Here is an 18,224-nt window from a genome sequence, read left to right on the forward strand (position 1 = left end):
ACGGAGTCTAGGCGTCCCCCGGGCCGCCCACGACATGCAGGGAGTGCACCGGGCGCGCACCCATCGCCTCACGCCCTCCGAGGAAGGCGAGCTCGACGACGGTCGCGAACTCGACGACCTCCGCACCGCAGTCGTCGAGCAGGTCCCACGCGGCGATCGCGGTGCCGCCGGTGGCGAGGACGTCGTCGACGAGCAGCACCCGCTCCCCCGGTTCGACGGCATCGGCGTGCACCTCGATCGTCGCCGAGCCGTACTCGAGGTCGTAGGTGCGCTGCACCGTCTCGCCCGGCAGCTTCCCCGCCTTGCGGACCGGGACGAAGCCGACCCCGAGCTCGTGGGCCAGCGCCGCTCCGATGATGAAGCCGCGCGCCTCGACGCCGGCCACCGAGTCGAGACGGGAACCCGATTCCGTATGCCGTGCCGCCAGCGCGCGGACCACCTCGCCGAACGCCGCGGGGTCGCCGAGGAGCGGGGTGATGTCCTTGAAGACGACCCCCGGCTTCGGGAAGTCGGCGACGTCCCGGAGCCGGCTCTCGACGAGGTCGCTGATCGCGCCCGGGTCGGTCATCGGGTCACTTGCGACGCGACTTGGGTGCGCGCTTGGGTTGGTTGCGCGGGCCCGACTGCGCGTACTTGTGCACCTGGCGACCGGTGATCGTCGCCGACTCCTCGTCGGTGGCCCTCGGGACCGAGTCGACGGACTCGTTGGCAGCGTGGCCGTCGGCCTCGGCCAGGGCGACTCCGCCGCCCTGCGTGGCGCCGACGCCGACCGGCGCAGCGGCGCGCTCCTTGGCGCGCTTGGCCTCCGAGCGGGCTGCGCGCTTGTCGAGCTCGACGACGGCGGCGTCCTTGCGACGCAGGCTCACGAGGAGCGGGGTCGCGAGGAAGATCGACGAGTAGGCGCCGACGAGGATGCCGATGAAGAGGACGAGCGCGAGGTCGAGCAGCGTGCCCGGGCCGAGGAAGAGCGCGCCGACGACGAGGACCGCGAGGATGGGCAGGATGCCGATGGCGGTCGTGTTGATCGAGCGGACGAGCGTCTGGTTGACGGCGAGGTTGGCCGCCTTGGCGAAACTCATCCGACCGTTGGCGAAGGCCTCGTTGGTGTTCTCGCGCACCTTGTCGAAGACGACGACGGTGTCGTAGATGGAGTAGCCAAGGACGGTAAGGAAGCCGATCATCGTCGCCGGCGAGACCTCGAAATTGCTGAACGAGTAGATGCCGACGGTGATGACGAGGTCGTGGGCCAGCGCGATGAGCGCGGCCGCCGCCATCTTCCAGTTGCGGAAGTAGATCGCCAGGACGGCTGCGACGAGTAAGAGGAAGATGACGAGGGCACGCAGGGCCTGCCTCGTGACCGAGTCACCCCACGATGGGCCGATGAAGGTCGCGCTCACCTGGCCGACGGGCACGGAGAACGTCTCGGCGAGCTGGCCCTGCACCTCGGCGCTCTCGGCTGCGTCGAGGCGCTCGGTCTGCACGCGGACCGTGCCGGTCCCGAGCTTGGACACGCGCACGCCTTGGGAGTCGTCGGCCGCGCCGAGCGCCTCCCGGGCCATCGACTCGTAGTCGGCCGGGACCGACGTGCCCGTCACGCGGAACTCGGAGCCACCGCTGAACTCGAGGCCGAGGTTGAGCTTGTTGATGCCCAAGCCGGCGACCGCGATCGCCATGAGGACGAGCGAGACGATGTAGAACGTCCGCCGCTTGGGGACGACCGGGATCGAGCGCTTGCCGGTGTAGAGGTCGTTGCCGAGGTCCGAGAACTTCACGACGCACTCCCTTCGCCGCCCGCGACGCGGGGCGGGTTCGTCGTGAACCGGCCGCGGCCGGCATACGAGGTCTTCTTGACGGCACCGAGCTTGTCGGGGTCGAGACCCGACATCGGGTGCCCCCCGCGGAAGAACTTCCGGCGGGCGAGCAGCGTGACGAGCGGGTGCGTGAAGAGGAAGACGATGAGGATGTCGAGCAGGGTCGTGAGGCCGAGCGTGAACGCGAAGCCGCGCACGCTCGAGCTCGCGAGGACGTAGAGGACGATCGCCGCGAGGAAGTTCACACCGTCGGCGATGAGGATCGTGCGCTTGGCGCGGTCCCAACCGGTGGCGACGGCGCTCTCGAGCGAACGGCCCTCGCGCAGCTCGTCACGGATGCGTTCGAAGTAGACGATGAACGAGTCCGCGGTGAAGCCGATGGCGACGATGAGGCCGGTGACGCCGGCCATGTCGAGCCGGTAGTTGTGCGACCAGCCGAGGATCGTGATCGCGAGGTAGGTGAGGACACCAGCCGCGAGGATCGAGGCGATGGTGACGAACCCGAGCACACGGTACTGGAGCAGCGAGTAGATCGTCACGAGGAGCAGGCCGACGAGGCCGGCCCAGAGGCCGTAGCGGAGCTGCTCGCTGCCGAGCGTGGGGCTGATCTGGTCGCGCGTCTGCAGGTCGAACGAGATCGGCAGGGCGCCGAACTTCAGCTGCTGGGCGAGGTCGCGGGCCTCCTCGATGCCGAAGCCGCCGGTGATGCTCGCCTTGCCGTTGGGGATCGCCTCGTTGAAGGTCGGCGCGACGATGACGCGCGAGTCGAGGGTGGCCGCGAGCTGGTTCTGCGGCTGCTGCAGCGGCACCATCTTGCGCGAGATGTCGGCGTACTGCTTGGCGCCCTCGCCGTTGAGGTTGAGCTGGATCTCGACGGTGCTGGTCTGCTGACCGTTCTGGCCGACCTGGTAGCCCGCGCTGGCGTCGCTGATCTTGTCGCCGGAGACGACGACCGGGCCGAGGATGTACTTGGCCGCGCCGTCGGCGTCACACGTGACGAGGGGCTTGGTGTCGTCGTCGACGAGGTCCTCGAGCGCACCCTCCTTCGAGCAGTCGAGCGCGGTGAAGGCTGCGGTGAGCTCGGGGGTGATCTGGTCGAGGCTCAGCGGGTCCTTTGCGCCCGTGGCGCCACCGGACGCGCTGGGGCTCGGCGAGGCGCTGGGGCTCGCCGCCGGGCTGGCGGGGGCGGAGGGCGAGGCCGAGGGGCTCGGCTCGGCGGCGAAGGCACCGGGCACGGCGGAGTTGTTGGTCGACGAAGACGGCGCCGGGCTGGCGACGGGCGCGCTGGCTGAGGGCGAGGCACTGGGCGCCGGGACCGCGGAGCCGCTCGGGCTCGGGCTGGCCGAGCTGCTCGGCGAGGCCGACGGCTCCGGCTGGGGCGAGCCGGCGGCGATCGCGAGGACCGGGCGGAACTGGAGCTGGCTGGAGCGCTGGATCGCGTCCTCGGTGCTCTTGTCGGGGGTGCCGGGCATCGACACGACGATGTTGCGACCACCCTGGGTCGTCACCTCGGCGCCGGCCACACCGCCGGCGTCGACGCGCTGGACGATGATGTCGCGCGCCTGGCTGATCTGCTCGGGCGACACCGTCTTGTCACCGGTGAGGCGCGGCTGGAGGATGATCTGCGTCCCGCCCTCGAGGTCGAGGCCGAGCTTGGGGGCATAGGACCCGTTGCTGAACTGGTTCGCACCGAAGAGCAGGCCCATGAGGGCGATCGTGAGGACCGCCATGCCGGCGAGGGCACGGCGGGCGAAGGTCGCGTGGCTCATCTGTGCCATGTCAGCCCACCTCGGGGGTCGCGTCGGGGCGCGGGCCCTCGTCGGTCCCAGCGGGACGCTCGGCACCCGGCTGCTTCATGCCGACCGCGCGGCGGTCGACGCGCACCTGCACGCCCGGGGCGATCTCGAGGGTCGCGACCGTGTCGTCGAGAGCGACGACCGTGCCATAGAGGCCAGAGGTCAGGACGACCGCGTCGCCGACGCCGAGACCCGACTGGAATGCCTGGACCTCACGACCCCGCTTGCGCTGGGTGAACATGAGGAACGCCAGCAGCAACAGGGGCAGGGCGAGCACGAGCAGGTTGCCGAGGCCGGCACCGGAGTTCATGAGAAGTCCTTCGAGTGGGGTGTGCGCACCGCATGCTGCCGGGCGCGTCAGCGGCCCGGTCGACGCCGGGCAACCGGGTCAGCATAGGTGACGTGGTCACTCTCGCCAACGCGCCACTCCCCGGTCGAGTGCCCTCCCGAGGTCGTGTCCGAACCGCAACCTCGTATGCCGTCCGCGCACCTGCCGATCACGGCGCGCCTCGCCGCCCCGCGCAGGTGAGAGGCCTGCGCTCAGCCGCCGAGGCGGCCCGGGCCGTCGGTCAGCGGCAGGACGTCCTGGGTCGCGACGTCGCGTGGTGGGGTGAGCCCGAGGTGCGACCACGCCTTCGGTGAGGCCGCGCGGCCGCGCGGCGTGCGCACCATGAAGCCCTCGCGCACGAGGTAGGGTTCGGCGACGGTCTCGACGGTGTCGGACTCCTCGCCCACGGCGATGGCGAGGGTGGACAGCCCAACAGGACCGCCACCGAAACGGCGGCACAGCGCGTCGAGCACGGCGCGGTCGAGGCGGTCGAGGCCCGCGTCGTCGACGTCGAAGAGGCTGAGCGCCTCGTGGGCCGCCTCGAGGTCGACGTGTCCGGACCCGTGGACCTGGGCCCAGTCGCGCACGCGGCGCAGGAGCCGGTTGGCGATGCGTGGTGTGCCACGGGACCGGCCGGCGATCTCGGAGATGCCGGACTCGTCGGCGTCGACGTCGAGCAGCCCGGCGGATCGGCGCAGGATCGTCGTGAGGTCGGCGGCGTCGTAGTAGTCGAGGTGCCCGGTGAAGCCGAACCGGTCGCGCAGCGGCGCGGGCAGCAGCCCCGACCGCGTCGTCGCCCCAACGACGGTGAACGGCGGCAGCTCGAGCGGGATCGCCGTCGCTCCCGGGCCCTTGCCGACGATGACGTCGACGCGGAAGTCCTCCATCGCGAGGTAGAGCATCTCCTCGGCCGAGCGCGACATGCGGTGGATCTCGTCGAGGAAGAGCACCTCCCCCTCGTCGAGCGAGGACAGGACGGCGGCGAGGTCACCGGCGTGCTGGATCGCCGGCCCGGACGTGATCCGGATCGGGCGCTCGAGCTCGGCCGCGACGATGAGCGCGAGCGTCGTCTTGCCGAGGCCGGGAGGACCGGACAGGAGGATGTGGTCGGGCACGCTCCCCCGGCGCCGGGCCGCCTCGAGGACGAGCGAGAGCTGGTCCCGCACCCGCGTCTGCCCCGGGAACTCGGCCAGCCGCTTGGGTCGCAGGGCCGCCTCGACGACGCGCTCGTCGTCGGAGTCGGCTCCGGCGTCGACGATCCGGGCGGTCGCGTCGAGCGACCCGTCGTCGGCGCGCCATGCGCCGTCGTCGCTGCCGTCGGACTCGACGATGTCGGAGCGGAAGCCACGCGTCGAGCCGCCCAGGTCGTCCTCGCTCGTCGCGGTGCGTCGTATCACCGGCCCGCTCATCGCCCGAGCTCCCGCAGCGCCATGCGCAGCAGCGCGGCCACGGAGGCATCCGGGTCCGCCGAGGACGAGACCGTCGACACGGCGTCGGCAGCCTGCTTCGAGGACCAGCCGAGACCGACGAGGGCCTCTGCGACCTGGTCGCGGCGGGCGTCGCCGGAGGGCGCGGCCGCGGCGGTGACGTCACCGCCCGCGGTGGCGGACGGCATACCGACCTTGTCCTTGAGCTCGAGGACGAGGCGCTCGGCGCTCTTCTTGCCGACGCCGGGGATCTTGGTCAGGGTCGCGACGTCACCGGTCGTCAGGGCCGCGCGGACCTCGTCGGGTGTGAGGACCGAGAGCATCGCGAGGGCGAGCCGCGGGCCGACGCCGGAGACGGTCTGGACGGTCTCGAACATGTCGCGCTCCCCCGCCGACCCGAAGCCGAAGAGGGTGAGCGAGTCCTCGCGGACCACGAGCGTCGTCGAGACGGTGACCTCGGAGCCGGTGCGGAGGTCGGCGGCCGTGCGTGGGGTGGTGTGGACCAGCATGCCCACTCCCCCGACCTCGACGACGAGGCGGTCGAGGCCGACGTGGGCCACGCGACCGGAGAGCGACGAGATCATCGGGCGCCCGCCTTGGCGAGGGCGTCGAGGCGCGCGGTCGCGGCGCCACGCCACAGGTGGCAGATCGCGAGGGCCAGCGCGTCGGCGGCATCGGCCGGGCGCGGGGGCGCGGCGAGCTTGAGGATCCGGGTCACCATCGTCGTCACCTGCGCCTTGTCGGCGCGGCCGGAGCCGGTGACCGAGGCCTTGACCTCGGTCGGGGTGTGGAAGACGACGGGGATGTCGCGCTTGCCTGCGGTGAGCAGGGCGATGGCGGTGGCGTGGGCGGTGTTCATGACCTGGGTGACGTTGGTGTCGGCGAAGACCCGCTCGACCGCGAGCACGTCGGGCTCGAAGCGGTCGAGCCAGCCCTCGAGCTCACGCTCGAGGAACATGAGGCGCTGCGACGGCTCGGCGCCGGAAGGGGTGCGGACCACGCCGACGGCGACCATGGACGCCCGCCCGGCGCGGCCGTCGACGACCCCGAGACCGCACCGGGTGAGGCCGGGATCCATGCCGAGAACGCGCACGCGCGCCGCCTTCCGAGAGAACCGAACAGGTGTTCGGTGCCACGCTACACAGCGTGTGGGAAGGCGGCGCGCAGCAACACGCGGTCGCTCAGTCCTCGGCCTCGAGCTGAGCGAGGACCTCGTCGGGGATGTCGCCGTTGGCGAAGACGTCCTGGACGTCGTCGGAGTCCTCGAGCGCCTCGATGACGCGGATCATCTTCTTCGCACCCTCGAGGTCGAGCGGCACCTGGAGGTTGGGCACCCACGAGGCCTCGGCCGAGTCGTAGTCGATGCCGGCGTCCTGGACCGCCTTGCGCACCGCGACGAAGTCGGTCGCCTCGGAGATGATCTCGAAGGACTCGCCGAGGTCGTTGACCTCGTCGGCGCCGGCCTCGAGGACGACCTCGAGGATGTCGTCCTCGGTCTTGTCGCCCTTGGGCACGACGACGACGCCCTTGCGGTCGAAGACGTAGGCCACCGAGCCCGGGTCACCGAGCTGGCCGCCGTTGCGGGTGAGCGCGGTGCGGACCTCGGCGGCGGCGCGGTTGCGGTTGTCGGTGAGGCACTCGATGAGGATGGCGACACCGCCGGGCGCGTAGCCCTCGTAGGTGATCGTCTCCCAGTCGGCGCCGCCTGCCGTGGCACCGGAGCCGCGCTTGACCGCGTTGTCGATGTTGTTGTTGGGCACCGAGCTCTTCTTCGCCTTCTGGATGGCGTCGTAGAGCGTCGGGTTGCCGGTCGGGTCACCGCCGCCCGTGCGGGCCGCGACCTCGATGTTCTTGATGAGCTTCGCGAAGAGCTTGCCGCGCTTGGCGTCGATGGCGGCCTTCTTGTGCTTCGTGGTCGCCCATTTGGAGTGGCCGGACAAGGTGTCTCCTCGTGCTGTCAACGTGCAGGTCCGGCGTCGATCCTATGTCGTATGCCGTCCGCTCCCGTCCGCGTCGTGCCGCGCCCCCTTGTGTCCGGCAAGCTGACGGCATACCCACCACGTTGCCGGACACAAGCGTGAGGTGAGCTGCAACGTCCGGCACGGTGACGGCATACCCACCACATTGCCGGACGCACGGCTGAGGTGAGGGGGACCTCAGGCGTGGCGGACGATGTCGACGAAGAGCTGGTGGAAGCGGTGGTCGCCCGTGACCTCGGGATGGAAGCTCGTGGCGACGAGGTTGCCCTGCCGGACCGCGACCGGGTGGTCCGCTCCCCCGACGTGGACGCTCGCGAGGACCTGCACGCCCTCCCCCACCTCCTCGACCCACGGGGCCCGGATGAAGACTGCCCTCACCGGCTCGGGTCCGAGCTCGCGAATGCGCAGGTCCTCCTCGAAGGAGTCGACCTGGCGGCCGAACGCATTGCGGCGCACCGTGATGTCGAGGCCGCCGAGGGTCTGCTGGTCGCGGTGGCCGTCGAGGATGCGCTCGGCGAGCATGATCATGCCGGCGCACGACCCGTAGGCGGGCAGGCCCGCGTGGAGCCGCTCCACGAGGGGGTCGCGCAGCTCGAAGATCCGGCAGAGCTTGTCCATCGTCGTCGACTCGCCGCCGGGGATGACGAGCCCGTCGATCGCCGCGACCTCGCTCGGGCGCCGGACGGGGATCGCCGTCGCGCCCGCCGACTCGAGGGCGCGGACGTGCTCACGCACGTCGCCCTGGACGGCGAGGACTCCGATGGTGGGGTGCGCGGTCACGCCGGAATCGTACGGCGGCGCGACGCATGGGCCGGACGCCGCCTAGCGTGACCTCCGTGCCCGTGACGATCCGTGCCCGCCGTCCCGACGACCTGCCGTCCCTGGTCGCGTTGCTCGGCGCGCAGCAGGCCGCGACCTCCTATCCGCAGCGCTGGCCGCTCCCCTTCCCGCCGGAGGAGTTCGTCGTGCGCCCCGGCGAGCTCGCCTCGTGGGTCGCGGTCGAGGGTGAGGAGGTCGTCGGCCACGTGTCGGTGACCGACCTGTCCGTCGGCCGCATGGGCGAGGAGTGGGTCGCCGCGACCGGGCTGCCGGCCGAGGGGCTGGCCGAGGTGTCGGTCCTCTTCGTCGCGCTCGACCGCCACGGCTCGGGCATCGGCGGCCTCCTGCTCGACACCGCGCTCGCCGAGATCCGGCGTCGTGGCCTCTCCCCGATGCTCGACGTCGTCGGCGAGGACACGAGCGCCGGCGAGTTCTACCGGCGCCGGGGGTGGCGCACCGTCGGCACGGCCCGCCCTCCCTGGCTGCCCGACCACCGACCGGACCTGGCGTTCATGCTGCTGGAGGATGAGAGGGTCGGGTCATGACCGACGACTCCACCGCGCGCCTCGCAACGCGGGCCCGAGAGCTCGACGCCGAGCACGTGTCGACCGACCGCCGCAACGCCTTCGTCCTTCCCGACGGGGTCGTCTACCTCGACGGCAACTCGCTCGGAGCCCTCTCCGTCGCCGCCCGCGAGGCGACACGCGACGCCGTCGAGCGCCAGTGGGGCGAGCAGCTCATCCGGGCCTGGAACGACTCCGAATGGTGGACCGCCCCCGAACGGGTCGGGAACCGCATCGCCGAGCTCGTCGGCGCCCCCGCAGGCACCGTCGTCGTCGGCGACTCGACGACCGTGAGCCTCTACAAGGCGGTGCACGCCGCAGCCCGGATGCGCCCGGAGCGCCGGGTCGTCCTCACCGACCCCGACTCCTTCCCCACCGACGTCCACGTGACCCGTGGCGTGTGCGAGCAGCTCGGCCTCACCCTCGAGCTCGTCTCCCCCGGCGACGCCGTGGCCCGGCTCGAGGGCTCCGACGACGTCGCCCTCGCGTCCTACTCGCAGGTCGACTACCGCACCGGCGAGCTGTGGGACCTCGCGACGATCACGGCCGCCGCGCACGACGCGGGCGCCCTCTCGTGCTGGGACCTCTGCCACTCCGCGGGCGTCGTCGAGGTCGGGCTCACGGCGGGTGGTGCGGACTTCGCCGTCGGCTGCGGCTACAAGTACCTCAGCGGTGGCCCCGGCGCTCCGGCCTTCGTCTTCGTCGCACCCGAGCACCTCGCCGACTTCACCAACCCGATCCTCGGGTGGAACGGCCACGCGACGCCGTTCGCGATGTCGCCGGACCACGTCGCCGCCGACGGCATCACCCGGGCCCGCGTCGGGACTCCCCCGGTGCTCGGGATCGCCGCGCTGGAAGGTGCGCTCACGGCATACGACGGGTTGGACGTCGGGGACGTGAGGCGACGTTCGCTCTCGCTCACCGCGTTCTTCGTGGAGTGCCTCGGCGGCCTCGGGGTCGACCTGCCGGTCGTCACGCCGGCCGACGACGCGCGGCGCGGCTCGCAGGTCAGCCTGCGGCACCCCGACGCGTATGCCGTGGTGCAGGCGCTCATCGCGCGCGGAGTCATCGGGGACTTCCGTGAGCCCGACATCGTGCGGCTCGGGTTCGCCCCGCTCTACCTCTCGCACGAGGACGTGCTCGCGGCAGCGGTCCTCCTGCGCGACGTCCTCGACGGGCGCGAGTTCGAGCGGGCCGAGTTCGCAACGCGCGCAGCGGTCACCTGAGCGGGAGAGGATGGGGGCATGGCACGCAGAGCACCCGTGGAGGACGTCGGCGACGCCGACCTCGAGGTCGAGGAACGACGGACCACCGCCGCCGGCGTGCCGGCCGTGGCGCGTGCCCTGCAGATGTCGGTCGAGCAGATGGGGACGGTGCGGTCGGCGCGCACCCTGCTGAGGCTCAACCAGGACAAGGGTTTCGACTGCCCGGGCTGCGCCTGGCCCGACCCCGCTCCCGGTGAGCGGCACGTCGCCGAGTTCTGCGAGAACGGCGCCAAGGCCGTGGCCGAGGAGGCGACGCTCCGCCGGGTCGGTCCCGACTTCTTCGCCGAGCACTCGATCGACTCGCTCCGGGAGCGGTCCGACCACTGGCTCGGGCAGCAGGGCCGGCTCACGACGCCGATGCACAAGCCGGTGGGGGCCGTGCACTACGAGCCGGTGACGTGGGAGCGGGCGCTCGAGATCGTCGCCCGGCACCTGCGCGAGCTCGACAGCCCCGACGAGGCGATCTTCTACACCTCCGGCCGCACGAGCAACGAGGCCGCGTTCGTCTACCAGCTCTTCGTGCGCGAGCTCGGCACCAACAACCTGCCCGACTGCTCCAACATGTGCCATGAGTCGAGCGGCACGGCGCTGCTCGAGACGATCGGCATCGGCAAGGGCACGGTGTCGCTCGACGACCTCGTCGCCGCCGACCTCATCGTCGTCGCTGGGCAGAACCCGGGGACGAACCACCCGCGCATGCTGTCGACGCTCGAGGCCGCCAAGGAGCGCGGGGCCCGCGTCGTCTCGGTCAACCCGCTGCCCGAGGCCGGGCTCCAGACCTTCCGCAACCCGCAGACGGTGCGCGGTGTCGTGGGCAGCGGGACGCCGCTGGCCGACCGGCACCTCGCGATCCGCCTCGGCGGTGACCAGGCGCTCTTCCAGGCCGTCGGCCACCTGCTCGTCGAGCGCGGGGCCGTCGACCGCGACTTCGTCGACGCGCACACGAGTGGGTTCGAGGCGTATGCCGCGGCACGGGCCGAGATCGACTGGCCCACCACCCTGCTCGCCACCGGCCTGACCGAGGACGAGATCCGCGCCTTCGCCTCCGAGCTCGAGGCGGCCGACCGGGTCGTCGTCTGCTGGGCGATGGGCATCACGCAGCACCGGCACGCGGTCGCGACCATCCAGGAGATGCTCAACGTGCTGCTCCTCGGCGGGCACATCGGTCGAGAGGGTGCCGGCGTCTGCCCCGTGCGCGGCCACTCCAACGTGCAGGGCGACCGCACCATGGGCATCTTCGAGCGCCCGGCCGACGGGTTCCTCGACGCCCTCGACGCCGAGTTCGGCATCACCTCGCCGCGCGAGCACGGCGTGGACTCGGTCGAGGCGGTCCGGGCCCTGCGCGACCGGCGGGCCAAGGTCTTCTTCGCCATGGGCGGCAACTTCGTCCGGGCGATGTCGGACTCCGAGGTCACGGAGTCGGCGCTCGAAGCGGCCGAGCTCACCTGCCACGTCTCGACCAAGCTCAACCGCTCGCACACCGTGACCGGGCGCGAGGCGCTCATCCTCCCGACGCTCGGGCGCACCGAGCGCGACGACCAGCTCACCGGCGAGCAGGTCGTCACCGTCGAGGACTCGATGGCGATGGTGCACGCGTCGCGCGGGCGGCTCGCCCCCGCGAGCGACACCCTGCTCAGCGAGGTCGCCATCGTCTGCGAGCTCGCCCGCCGCACGTTGCCTGCGTCGCAAGTGGACTGGGCCGGGCTGCGGGGTGACTACCGGCGGATCCGCACGCACATCTCTCGGGTCGTCCCGGGCTTCGACCGGTTCGAGGAGCGGATCGCCGAGCCGGGCGGGTTCCGGCTGCCGCTGCCGCCCCGCGAGCGGGAGTTCCAGGTGGAGGGTGGCCGAGCGCGGTTCACCGTCAACGCGCTCGAGTTCCCGGCGTGCCCGCCTGGGCGGCTGCTGCTCCAGACGATCCGCAGCCACGACCAGTACAACACCACGGTCTACGGCCTCGACGACCACTACCGCGGGGTCAAGGGCGGGCGCCGCGTCGTCCTCGTCAACGCCGACGACCTCACCGAGCTCGGGCTCGCCGACGGCCAGGTGGTCGACATCGTGTCCGAGTGGCGGGGCGTCGACGGCGCCGACGAGCTCACCGAGCGTCGGGCCGAGGAGTTCCGGGTCGTCTCCTACGCCACGGCCAGGGGATGCGCCGCCGCCTACTTCCCCGAGACCAACGTGCTCGTCCCCCTCGACTCGACCGCGAAGGGCAGCAACACGCCCACCTCGAAGTCGGTCGTCGTCCGTCTGGAGCCGCGCTGATGGGCCGCGTCACGTCACGGCACAAGGTCGTGCGGATCGACCTCGACGGCGAGGTCACCCGCTCCATCGACACCGTGGCCGGCGAGGAGCCGCTCGAGGTGCGGGTCAACGGCGAGACGTTCACCGTGACGATGCGCACCCCCGGGCACGATGTCGACCTCGCCCATGGGCTGCTCCGCGCGGAGGGCGTCGTCACCCGGCGCGAGGACGTCGTCTCGGCGCGGTTCTGCTCCGACCTCGACACGCTCAACGTCGTCAACCTCGAGGTACCCGACCGCGGTGACGCACTCGCCGCGACGTCGACGCGCAACCTCGCCTCGCTCGGCGGGTGCGGGCTGTGCGGAACCACCGCGGTCGACGCGGTGGACGCCGTCGTGACGGTCCGCCCGCCGGAGGTCGTGTGGGAGGCGGCGACAGTGGCCGCCGCGCTCGACGAGCTCCAGGCACGGCAGTCCCTGTTCGCGAAGACGGGTGGGGCGCACGGCGCCGGTCTGGCCGTGGTCTCCGGCGGTCAGCCGTTGGCTCTCGTCCGCGAGGACGTCGGGCGGCACAACGCCGTCGACAAGGTGCTCGGCGGGGCGCTCGTGGCGGGAGTGCCCACCGAGGGTGGGCTGCTCGTCGTGTCGAGCCGGGCGAGCTTCGAGATCGTGCAGAAGGCCGCCGTGTCCGGGGTGGCGGTCCTCGCCTGCGTGTCCGCTCCGTCGTCGCTGGCGATCGAGGCCGCGGACCGGCTTGGGGTCACCCTCGTTGCCTTCGCCCGCGACCGGCGGATGAGCGTCTACACGCACTCGCACCGCATCCCCCACTGATGCCCATTAGCACCGGGTGACCGACGTCATCCGTGCACAACTCGCCAATTCCTCCCGTTGCGCACGCGGCGTCCCCGTACCGAACGAGGGGAATTGGTGAGTTGGGTGCGTCAGGCGGGGTCGATGGTCGCGCCGGCCTGGTGGAGCAGCCAGAGCAGCTCGTCTGCGTGACGGCGCTGCCCGGCGTTGCGCAGGTCGTTGCCGATGGGGACCATGATCGGCTCGTGGCTCACCGTGAGGTTGAGCCGTCCGGTCTGCTCGGAGTCGATCCACACCTCGGCCTGCGAGAAGACGCTGTGCAGGCCGGCGCGCAGGTGGGTCACCGGCACGATCCACGTCGGGGTCGCCACCCCGGCGACGTGGAAGCCGAACCAGCCGTTCTCGAGGCGGACGACACCGCTCTCGCCGTCCTGCTCGCGGTAGCCCCGCGGGGTGACCCGGGCGTTCCACTGGCCGATCGGGGGCGCGCCCACCGTCGAGGGCGCGCGGCCCGCAGCCCACGCTGCGGGCGCCGTCGTCAACGGGACTCGCGGCACCCGTGACCTGACGTAGACGCCGAGGAGCACGAGCCCGACGATGACGGGGAGCAGCGTCCCGAAGAGGCCGAACCCACCGAAGAGCCACTCGGCCGGCTCGGGCAGCACCGAGCCGTCGATGCCACTGCCCACCGTCGTCATGGCGAGAGGCTAGCGGCGGCGGGCCGCCGTCCCGGGGCGTTTGGACGAGACCGCGAACGCCGGACCGCCGCCGCGTCCCGGGGCGGGACAGCGACGGCGGTCGGAGAGGTCGACGAGGTCGCGATGCGGTCCGAGGCGGACCGCGGCGTCACCAGCCGCGCTCGGCGAGCCGGTGCGGCTCGGGGATCTCGTCGACGTTGATGCCGACCATCGCCTCGCCGAGCCCGCGAGACACCTTGGCGATGACGTCGGGGTCGTCGTGGAAGGTCGTCGCCTTGACGATCGCCTCGGCACGCTGGGCCGGGTTGCCGGACTTGAAGATGCCGGAGCCCACGAAGACACCCTCGGCGCCGAGCTGCATCATCATCGCCGCGTCGGCCGGGGTCGCGATGCCACCGGCGGTGAAGAGGACGACGGGGAGCTTGCCCGCCTGCGCGACCTCCTTGACGAGGTCGAACGGGGCCTGCAGCTCCTTGGCCGCGACGTAGAGCTCGTCCTCGGGCAGGCCGTGCAGACGGAGGATCTCGGCGCGGATCTTGCGCATGTGGGTCGTGGCGTTGGAGACGTCGCCGGTGCCGGCCTCGCCCTTGGAGCGGATCATCGCGGCACCCTCGGTGATGCGGCGCAGGGCCTCGCCCAAGTTGGTCGCGCCGCAGACGAAGGGCACGGTGAACTGCCACTTGTCGATGTGGTTGGCGTAGTCGGCCGGGGTGAGGACCTCGGACTCGTCGATGTAGTCGACGCCGAGGGACTGGAGCACCTGGGCCTCGACGAAGTGGCCGATGCGGGCCTTGGCCATGACGGGGATCGAGACGGCCTCGATGATGCCGTCGATCATGTCCGGGTCGGACATGCGGGACACGCCACCCTGCGCCCGGATGTCGGCCGGGACCCGCTCGAGGGCCATGACGGCGACGGCGCCGGCGTCCTCGGCGATCTTGGCCTGCTCGGCGTTGACGACGTCCATGATGACGCCGCCCTTGAGCATCTCGGCCATGCCGCGCTTGACCCGTGTCGTGCCGGTGTGGGAGGTGGTCGTGGGCACTGCGGCTGCGCTCTTCTCGACGGCGCTGTTCTCACTCATGCGCGCAAGTGTAGGACTGCCTCAGTCGAGCACCGAAGGGGGAAGCTCGTCGTCGAGGTCGACCGGTTGCGGGAGGGCTGCGTGCCCCGCGAGACGGAAGAGCCGCACCACGGCCTTGGCCCGCACGCGCCTCACCTCGCGGACGGCGTCGTTGTGGAACCGGCGGGCCAGCTGGACCCGCAGGGCGGTCGACTCGACCCGCGCCAGGGCAAGTGCTCCGGGGCTGTCGGGATCGCGGCGCAGGTCCTGCACGGTGTCCTCGGCGAGCACCGCGCGCAGCGCCTCGGTGAGGTTGGTCTCGGTCCCTTCGCGGCCGGCGAAGGTCTGGCCGTCGAGCGGGTCGTGGCTCAGCGGGTGGTGCGTGTGCCGTTCGAGGGCCTCGCTCGCCGCGTCGGCGAGGAGCAGCGAGGTGGCGGGGTCGACCGCGCCGCTCGTCGCGAGCTCGAGGGTGGCCTCCGCCCGGCGCACGAGCTGGGCGTCGAGCGCCGAGACGGCCCCTTCGACCTTGGCATGGAGCCGGTCGAGTCGCGACGCCGAGTACGACAGGTACCACGCCACCGCGAGGAGGACGAGCGCGACGATCGTCGCGACCTGGAGGACGTCGATGTCGGTCATCAGGCTTCACCTCTCGTCGGCCAGCGCAGGCGGCCCAGCAGCCCGGACCGGAGTGCGGACTCCACCGGGGAGTGGTCGGCGCCCTCGATGACGGTCTCGTAGACGGCCATGACCCGTTGGGCCACGACGTTCCAGTCGAACGACCGGGCCCGCCGGAGCCCGAGCTCGCGCAGTCGAGCGCGCTCCTCGGGGTCGCCGACGAGCCCGACGACCGCCTCCCCGAGGGCCGCGCTGTCGCCGTTGGGGAAGGTCCGCCCCGCCGGCCCGTCGCCGAGGACGGCCGTGAACGCCTCGAGGTCGCTCGCGAGGACGGGTGCGCCCGCGGCCATCGCCTCGACGAGCACGATGCCGAAGCTCTCACCGCCGGTGTGCGGGGCGACGTAGAGGTCCGCGGAGCGCAGCAGCGCCACCTTGTCGTCCTCGGAGACGGCGCCGAGGAACTCCGTCGCCGCCCGCACCCGAGGGTCGAGACCCGCCGAGATCTCCTCGACGTCGCCCGGACCCGCCACGACGAGCCGCACGCCCGGAAGCGCGTCGAGGATGCCGGGCATCGCGGCGAGGATCACCGCCAGGCCCTTGCGCGGCTCGTCGATCCGGCCGAGGAAGGCGAGGACCGGTCGGGCGGGCGTGCCCGACCACCGAGTCGTGGCCCCGTCGGGGCGGAAGCGGCTCGTGTCGACGCCGTTGGGGATGATGTAGGCGTCGCCACCCAGGTGGCGCCGCACCGTGCGCCGGGCCTCCTCCGACACCGCGATGCGCGCCCGGATCTTCTCGGTCGAGGGGCGCAGCAGCGGGTTGGCCGCGTGCATCGCGCGGGAGCGCAGGTTCGACGTGTGGAAGGTCGCGACCACGGGTTCGGTCGAGGCCCACAGCGCCATGAGCGAGGCGCTCGGCGTGATCGGCTCGTGCAGGTGGAGGACGTCGAAGTCGCCGTCCTCGAGCCAGCGGCTCACTCGCGACGACGTGACCGGCCCGAACGTGAGGCGCGCGACGGACCCGTTGTAGCGCACCGGCACCGCGCGACCGCAGGACGTGACGTATGCCGGCAGCTCGGCATCCGGGTCGTCGACCGGTGCGAGGACGCGCACCTCGTGGCCCTCGGCGAGGAAGAACTCGGCGAGGTCGCGCACGTGGAACTGCACGCCGCCCGGGACGTCGAAGGCATAGGGACAGACGATCCCGATCCTCATGACGCACCCGCCCGGGCGAGGCGCTCGGGGTCGAGGTCCTTGGTGAAGACGGCCTGGAGCATGTGCCAGTCGGCGGTCGACGTGCGCACGGTCTCGCCGAGTGCGTCGGCGCACTCCTGCGTCATGGCGGCGACCTTCTCGCGGGTCGTGCCCGTGGCCGGGACGGCGACCGGCTCGTGGAAGGTGATGATGATCCCCCAGCCGCTCCCCCGCCGCTCGTGCCGGATCGACACGGGGTGCAGCGGGCGGCGCCCGGCCAGCGCCAGCGCTGCGGGGCCCGCTGCCATGCGGGCCGGCTCGCCGCAGAAGTCGACCTCGACACCGTCGCGCGACAGGTCGCGGTCGGCGAGGAGCGGGATGAGGCCGCGGGCGCGGGCCGCGTCGCGCAGCAGCGGGAAGGGCGCCGGGCCACCCGTGAGTGGGTGGATGGTCATCCCGAGCCCGGTGCGGAAGGCGAGGAACTCCTCGAAGACCTCCTCGGGCTCGAGCCGCTCGGCCACGGTCGTCACCGGTCCGAGGTGCACCGCTCCCCAGGCCCCGGCGAGGTCCCAGTTGCCGAGGTGGCCGAGGAAGCACACGACGGACCCGCCCTCGCCGAGCACCTCGCGCACCGGCCCGTCACCCTCGACGCGCACCCGCGTGGCGAGCTCGGCGGGCGTGAGCACGGGAAGCCGGAAGGCCTCGCAGTAGTAGCGCATGTAGGCCCGCATCCCCTCGCGCACGAGGGCGTCGAGGTCCTCGTCACCCAGCTCGGGCCGGACCGTCGCGTAGTTCTCGCGCAGGCGCGCCGCGCCTCCGCGGGCGACGGTGAGGTCCGCGATCCGGTCGAAGAGCGCGTATGCCGCGCGCTCCGGCATACGACGGATGAGGGACCAGCCGACCCGGAAGCCGGCCACGGTCACGGCGTCGGTGGCCCGGGAGACCAGGGCTGCGGGGAGCGGGGTCACGCGACGTCGAGCGCCTGCCGGCGGACCTCGAGCATCCGCTGCACGACCGTGATGAAGCTCGCGAGGGCGAGCAGCGCCAGCACGATGGTGAGGAAGACCTCGGGGAGGAACCAGCCCACGAGACCGGTCGTCACGAGGACCGCGACGAGCCGCTCGGCACGCTCGGCGATGCCGACGTTGGCGGTCATGCCGAGCCCCTCCGCGCGGGCCTTGGCGTAGGAGACGACCATGCCGAGGATGAGGCAGGTGAGGGCGAGGGCGGCCATGATGCCGGCGCGCACCTCGAGGGCGCCGCCCGGCCGGAGCAGCTGGCCACCGGCATAGAAGAGGACAAGCCCCCCGAAGATCGAGGCGTCGGCGACCCGGTCGAGCGTCGAGTCGAGGAAGGCGCCCCACGTGCTCGAGCGGCCGGAGCCGCGCGCCATGATCCCGTCCACGGTGTCGGAGAAGACGAAGGCCGTGATGACGAGCGTGCCGACGAGGAACTCGCCACGCGGATAGAACACGAGCGCACCCAGGCTCACGCCGAGAGTGCCCACGATCGTCACGACGTCGGGGCTCACCCCGAGGCGGACGAGCAGCGAGGCGAGCGGCGTGAAGAGCTTCGTGAAGAAGGGGCGCGCGTACTTGTTGAGCATGGTGGCGT

Annotated in this window: 19 protein-coding genes; 4 read left to right on the forward strand and 15 right to left on the reverse strand. The window is 72.0% G+C overall.

The genetic code is table 11. From position 1 onward, the window contains the following. Positions 1 to 7: 7 nt before the first annotated feature. The 9 genes from N798_RS07745 to pdxT all read right to left on the reverse strand — a co-directional run bounded on the left by N798_RS07745 (position 8) and on the right by pdxT (position 8,121). Positions 8 to 568, reverse strand: a complete 561-nt coding sequence (locus N798_RS07745; RefSeq protein ID WP_035947549.1) for an adenine phosphoribosyltransferase — start codon at positions 566 to 568, stop codon at positions 8 to 10. 4 nt (positions 569 to 572) lie between these two features. Beyond that, positions 573 to 1,772: a protein translocase subunit SecF gene (gene secF, locus N798_RS07750; RefSeq protein WP_035947551.1), complete on the reverse strand. Its 1,200-nt coding sequence runs from the start codon at positions 1,770 to 1,772 to the stop codon at positions 573 to 575. Then, on the reverse strand, positions 1,769 to 3,589 hold the full coding sequence (secD, locus tag N798_RS07755; RefSeq protein ID WP_035947553.1) for a protein translocase subunit SecD: 1,821 nt from the start codon (positions 3,587 to 3,589) through the stop codon (positions 1,769 to 1,771). The genes secF and secD overlap by 4 nt, the downstream gene beginning before the upstream one ends. A gap of 1 nt (position 3,590) precedes the next feature. Next, entirely contained in the window at positions 3,591 to 3,917 is a 327-nt protein-coding gene (gene yajC, locus N798_RS07760) for a preprotein translocase subunit YajC (RefSeq protein ID WP_052117042.1), read from the reverse strand. 230 nt (positions 3,918 to 4,147) lie between these two features. Further along, on the reverse strand, positions 4,148 to 5,266 hold the full coding sequence (gene ruvB / locus N798_RS07765) for a Holliday junction branch migration DNA helicase RuvB (protein WP_035947602.1): 1,119 nt from the start codon (positions 5,264 to 5,266) through the stop codon (positions 4,148 to 4,150). A 74-nt stretch (positions 5,267 to 5,340) separates the two neighbouring features. Beyond that, complete coding sequence (gene ruvA / locus N798_RS07770; protein WP_035947555.1) at positions 5,341 to 5,946, reverse strand: Holliday junction branch migration protein RuvA; 606 nt, start codon at positions 5,944 to 5,946, stop codon at positions 5,341 to 5,343. Next, positions 5,943 to 6,455 carry a crossover junction endodeoxyribonuclease RuvC gene (ruvC, locus tag N798_RS07775; RefSeq protein WP_035947556.1) on the reverse strand — a complete coding sequence of 171 codons (513 nt, stop codon included), beginning with the start codon at positions 6,453 to 6,455 and terminating at the stop codon, positions 5,943 to 5,945. The genes ruvA and ruvC overlap by 4 nt, the downstream gene beginning before the upstream one ends. 88 nt (positions 6,456 to 6,543) lie before the next feature. Further along, the gene (locus N798_RS07780; protein WP_035947557.1) at positions 6,544 to 7,302 is read right to left on the reverse strand and encodes a YebC/PmpR family DNA-binding transcriptional regulator; all 759 of its coding nucleotides are present in this window, start codon (positions 7,300 to 7,302) and stop codon (positions 6,544 to 6,546) included. Between the two features lie 216 nt (positions 7,303 to 7,518). Continuing rightward, complete coding sequence (gene pdxT, locus N798_RS07785; RefSeq protein ID WP_035947558.1) at positions 7,519 to 8,121, reverse strand: pyridoxal 5'-phosphate synthase glutaminase subunit PdxT; 603 nt, start codon at positions 8,119 to 8,121, stop codon at positions 7,519 to 7,521. 56 nt (positions 8,122 to 8,177) lie between these two features. Here pdxT and N798_RS07790 point away from each other — a divergent pair, with 56 nt between their 5' ends. The 4 genes from N798_RS07790 to fdhD are packed head-to-tail and all read left to right on the forward strand — an operon-like array spanning position 8,178 to position 13,065. Further along, positions 8,178 to 8,705 carry a GNAT family N-acetyltransferase gene (locus N798_RS07790; RefSeq protein ID WP_229708253.1) on the forward strand — a complete coding sequence of 176 codons (528 nt, stop codon included), beginning with the start codon at positions 8,178 to 8,180 and terminating at the stop codon, positions 8,703 to 8,705. Next, positions 8,702 to 9,949, forward strand: coding sequence for a kynureninase (gene kynU / locus N798_RS07795; RefSeq protein WP_035947560.1), 1,248 nt, complete (start codon positions 8,702 to 8,704; stop codon positions 9,947 to 9,949). The genes N798_RS07790 and kynU overlap by 4 nt, the downstream gene beginning before the upstream one ends. 18 nt (positions 9,950 to 9,967) lie before the next feature. Then, a complete protein-coding gene (locus N798_RS07800; RefSeq protein ID WP_035947562.1) occupies positions 9,968 to 12,256 on the forward strand; it encodes an FdhF/YdeP family oxidoreductase in 2,289 nt (762 codons plus the stop codon). Further along, positions 12,256 to 13,065 (forward strand): formate dehydrogenase accessory sulfurtransferase FdhD, encoded by an 810-nt coding sequence (gene fdhD, locus N798_RS07805; protein WP_035947563.1) that lies wholly within the window; start codon positions 12,256 to 12,258, stop codon positions 13,063 to 13,065. The genes N798_RS07800 and fdhD overlap by 1 nt, the downstream gene beginning before the upstream one ends. Before the next feature lie 110 nt (positions 13,066 to 13,175). Here the strand turns inward: fdhD and N798_RS07810 are convergent, their stop codons facing one another. The 6 genes from N798_RS07810 to pgsA form a co-directional block, all read right to left on the reverse strand. Then, a complete protein-coding gene (locus N798_RS07810) occupies positions 13,176 to 13,742 on the reverse strand; it encodes a hypothetical protein (protein ID WP_035947564.1) in 567 nt (188 codons plus the stop codon). 148 nt (positions 13,743 to 13,890) lie between these two features. Beyond that, the gene (gene pdxS / locus N798_RS07815) at positions 13,891 to 14,826 is read right to left on the reverse strand and encodes a pyridoxal 5'-phosphate synthase lyase subunit PdxS (RefSeq protein ID WP_035947565.1); all 936 of its coding nucleotides are present in this window, start codon (positions 14,824 to 14,826) and stop codon (positions 13,891 to 13,893) included. 21 nt (positions 14,827 to 14,847) lie between these two features. Further along, positions 14,848 to 15,441, reverse strand: a complete 594-nt coding sequence (locus N798_RS07820) for a hypothetical protein (protein ID WP_035947567.1) — start codon at positions 15,439 to 15,441, stop codon at positions 14,848 to 14,850. Beyond that, positions 15,441 to 16,631, reverse strand: coding sequence for a glycosyltransferase family 4 protein (locus tag N798_RS07825; RefSeq protein ID WP_035947568.1), 1,191 nt, complete (start codon positions 16,629 to 16,631; stop codon positions 15,441 to 15,443). The genes N798_RS07820 and N798_RS07825 overlap by 1 nt, the downstream gene beginning before the upstream one ends. Continuing rightward, positions 16,628 to 17,578: a phosphatidylinositol mannoside acyltransferase gene (locus N798_RS07830; RefSeq protein ID WP_229708252.1), complete on the reverse strand. Its 951-nt coding sequence runs from the start codon at positions 17,576 to 17,578 to the stop codon at positions 16,628 to 16,630. The genes N798_RS07825 and N798_RS07830 overlap by 4 nt, the downstream gene beginning before the upstream one ends. Next, entirely contained in the window at positions 17,575 to 18,216 is a 642-nt protein-coding gene (pgsA, locus tag N798_RS07835) for a phosphatidylinositol phosphate synthase (RefSeq protein WP_035947569.1), read from the reverse strand. Before pgsA ends, N798_RS07830 begins: the two co-directional genes overlap by 4 nt. Positions 18,217 to 18,224 lie beyond the last annotated feature (8 nt).

It is taken from the genome of Knoellia flava TL1, assembly GCF_000768675.1.
In the GTDB taxonomy this organism is placed as follows: domain Bacteria; phylum Actinomycetota; class Actinomycetes; order Actinomycetales; family Dermatophilaceae; genus Knoellia; species Knoellia flava.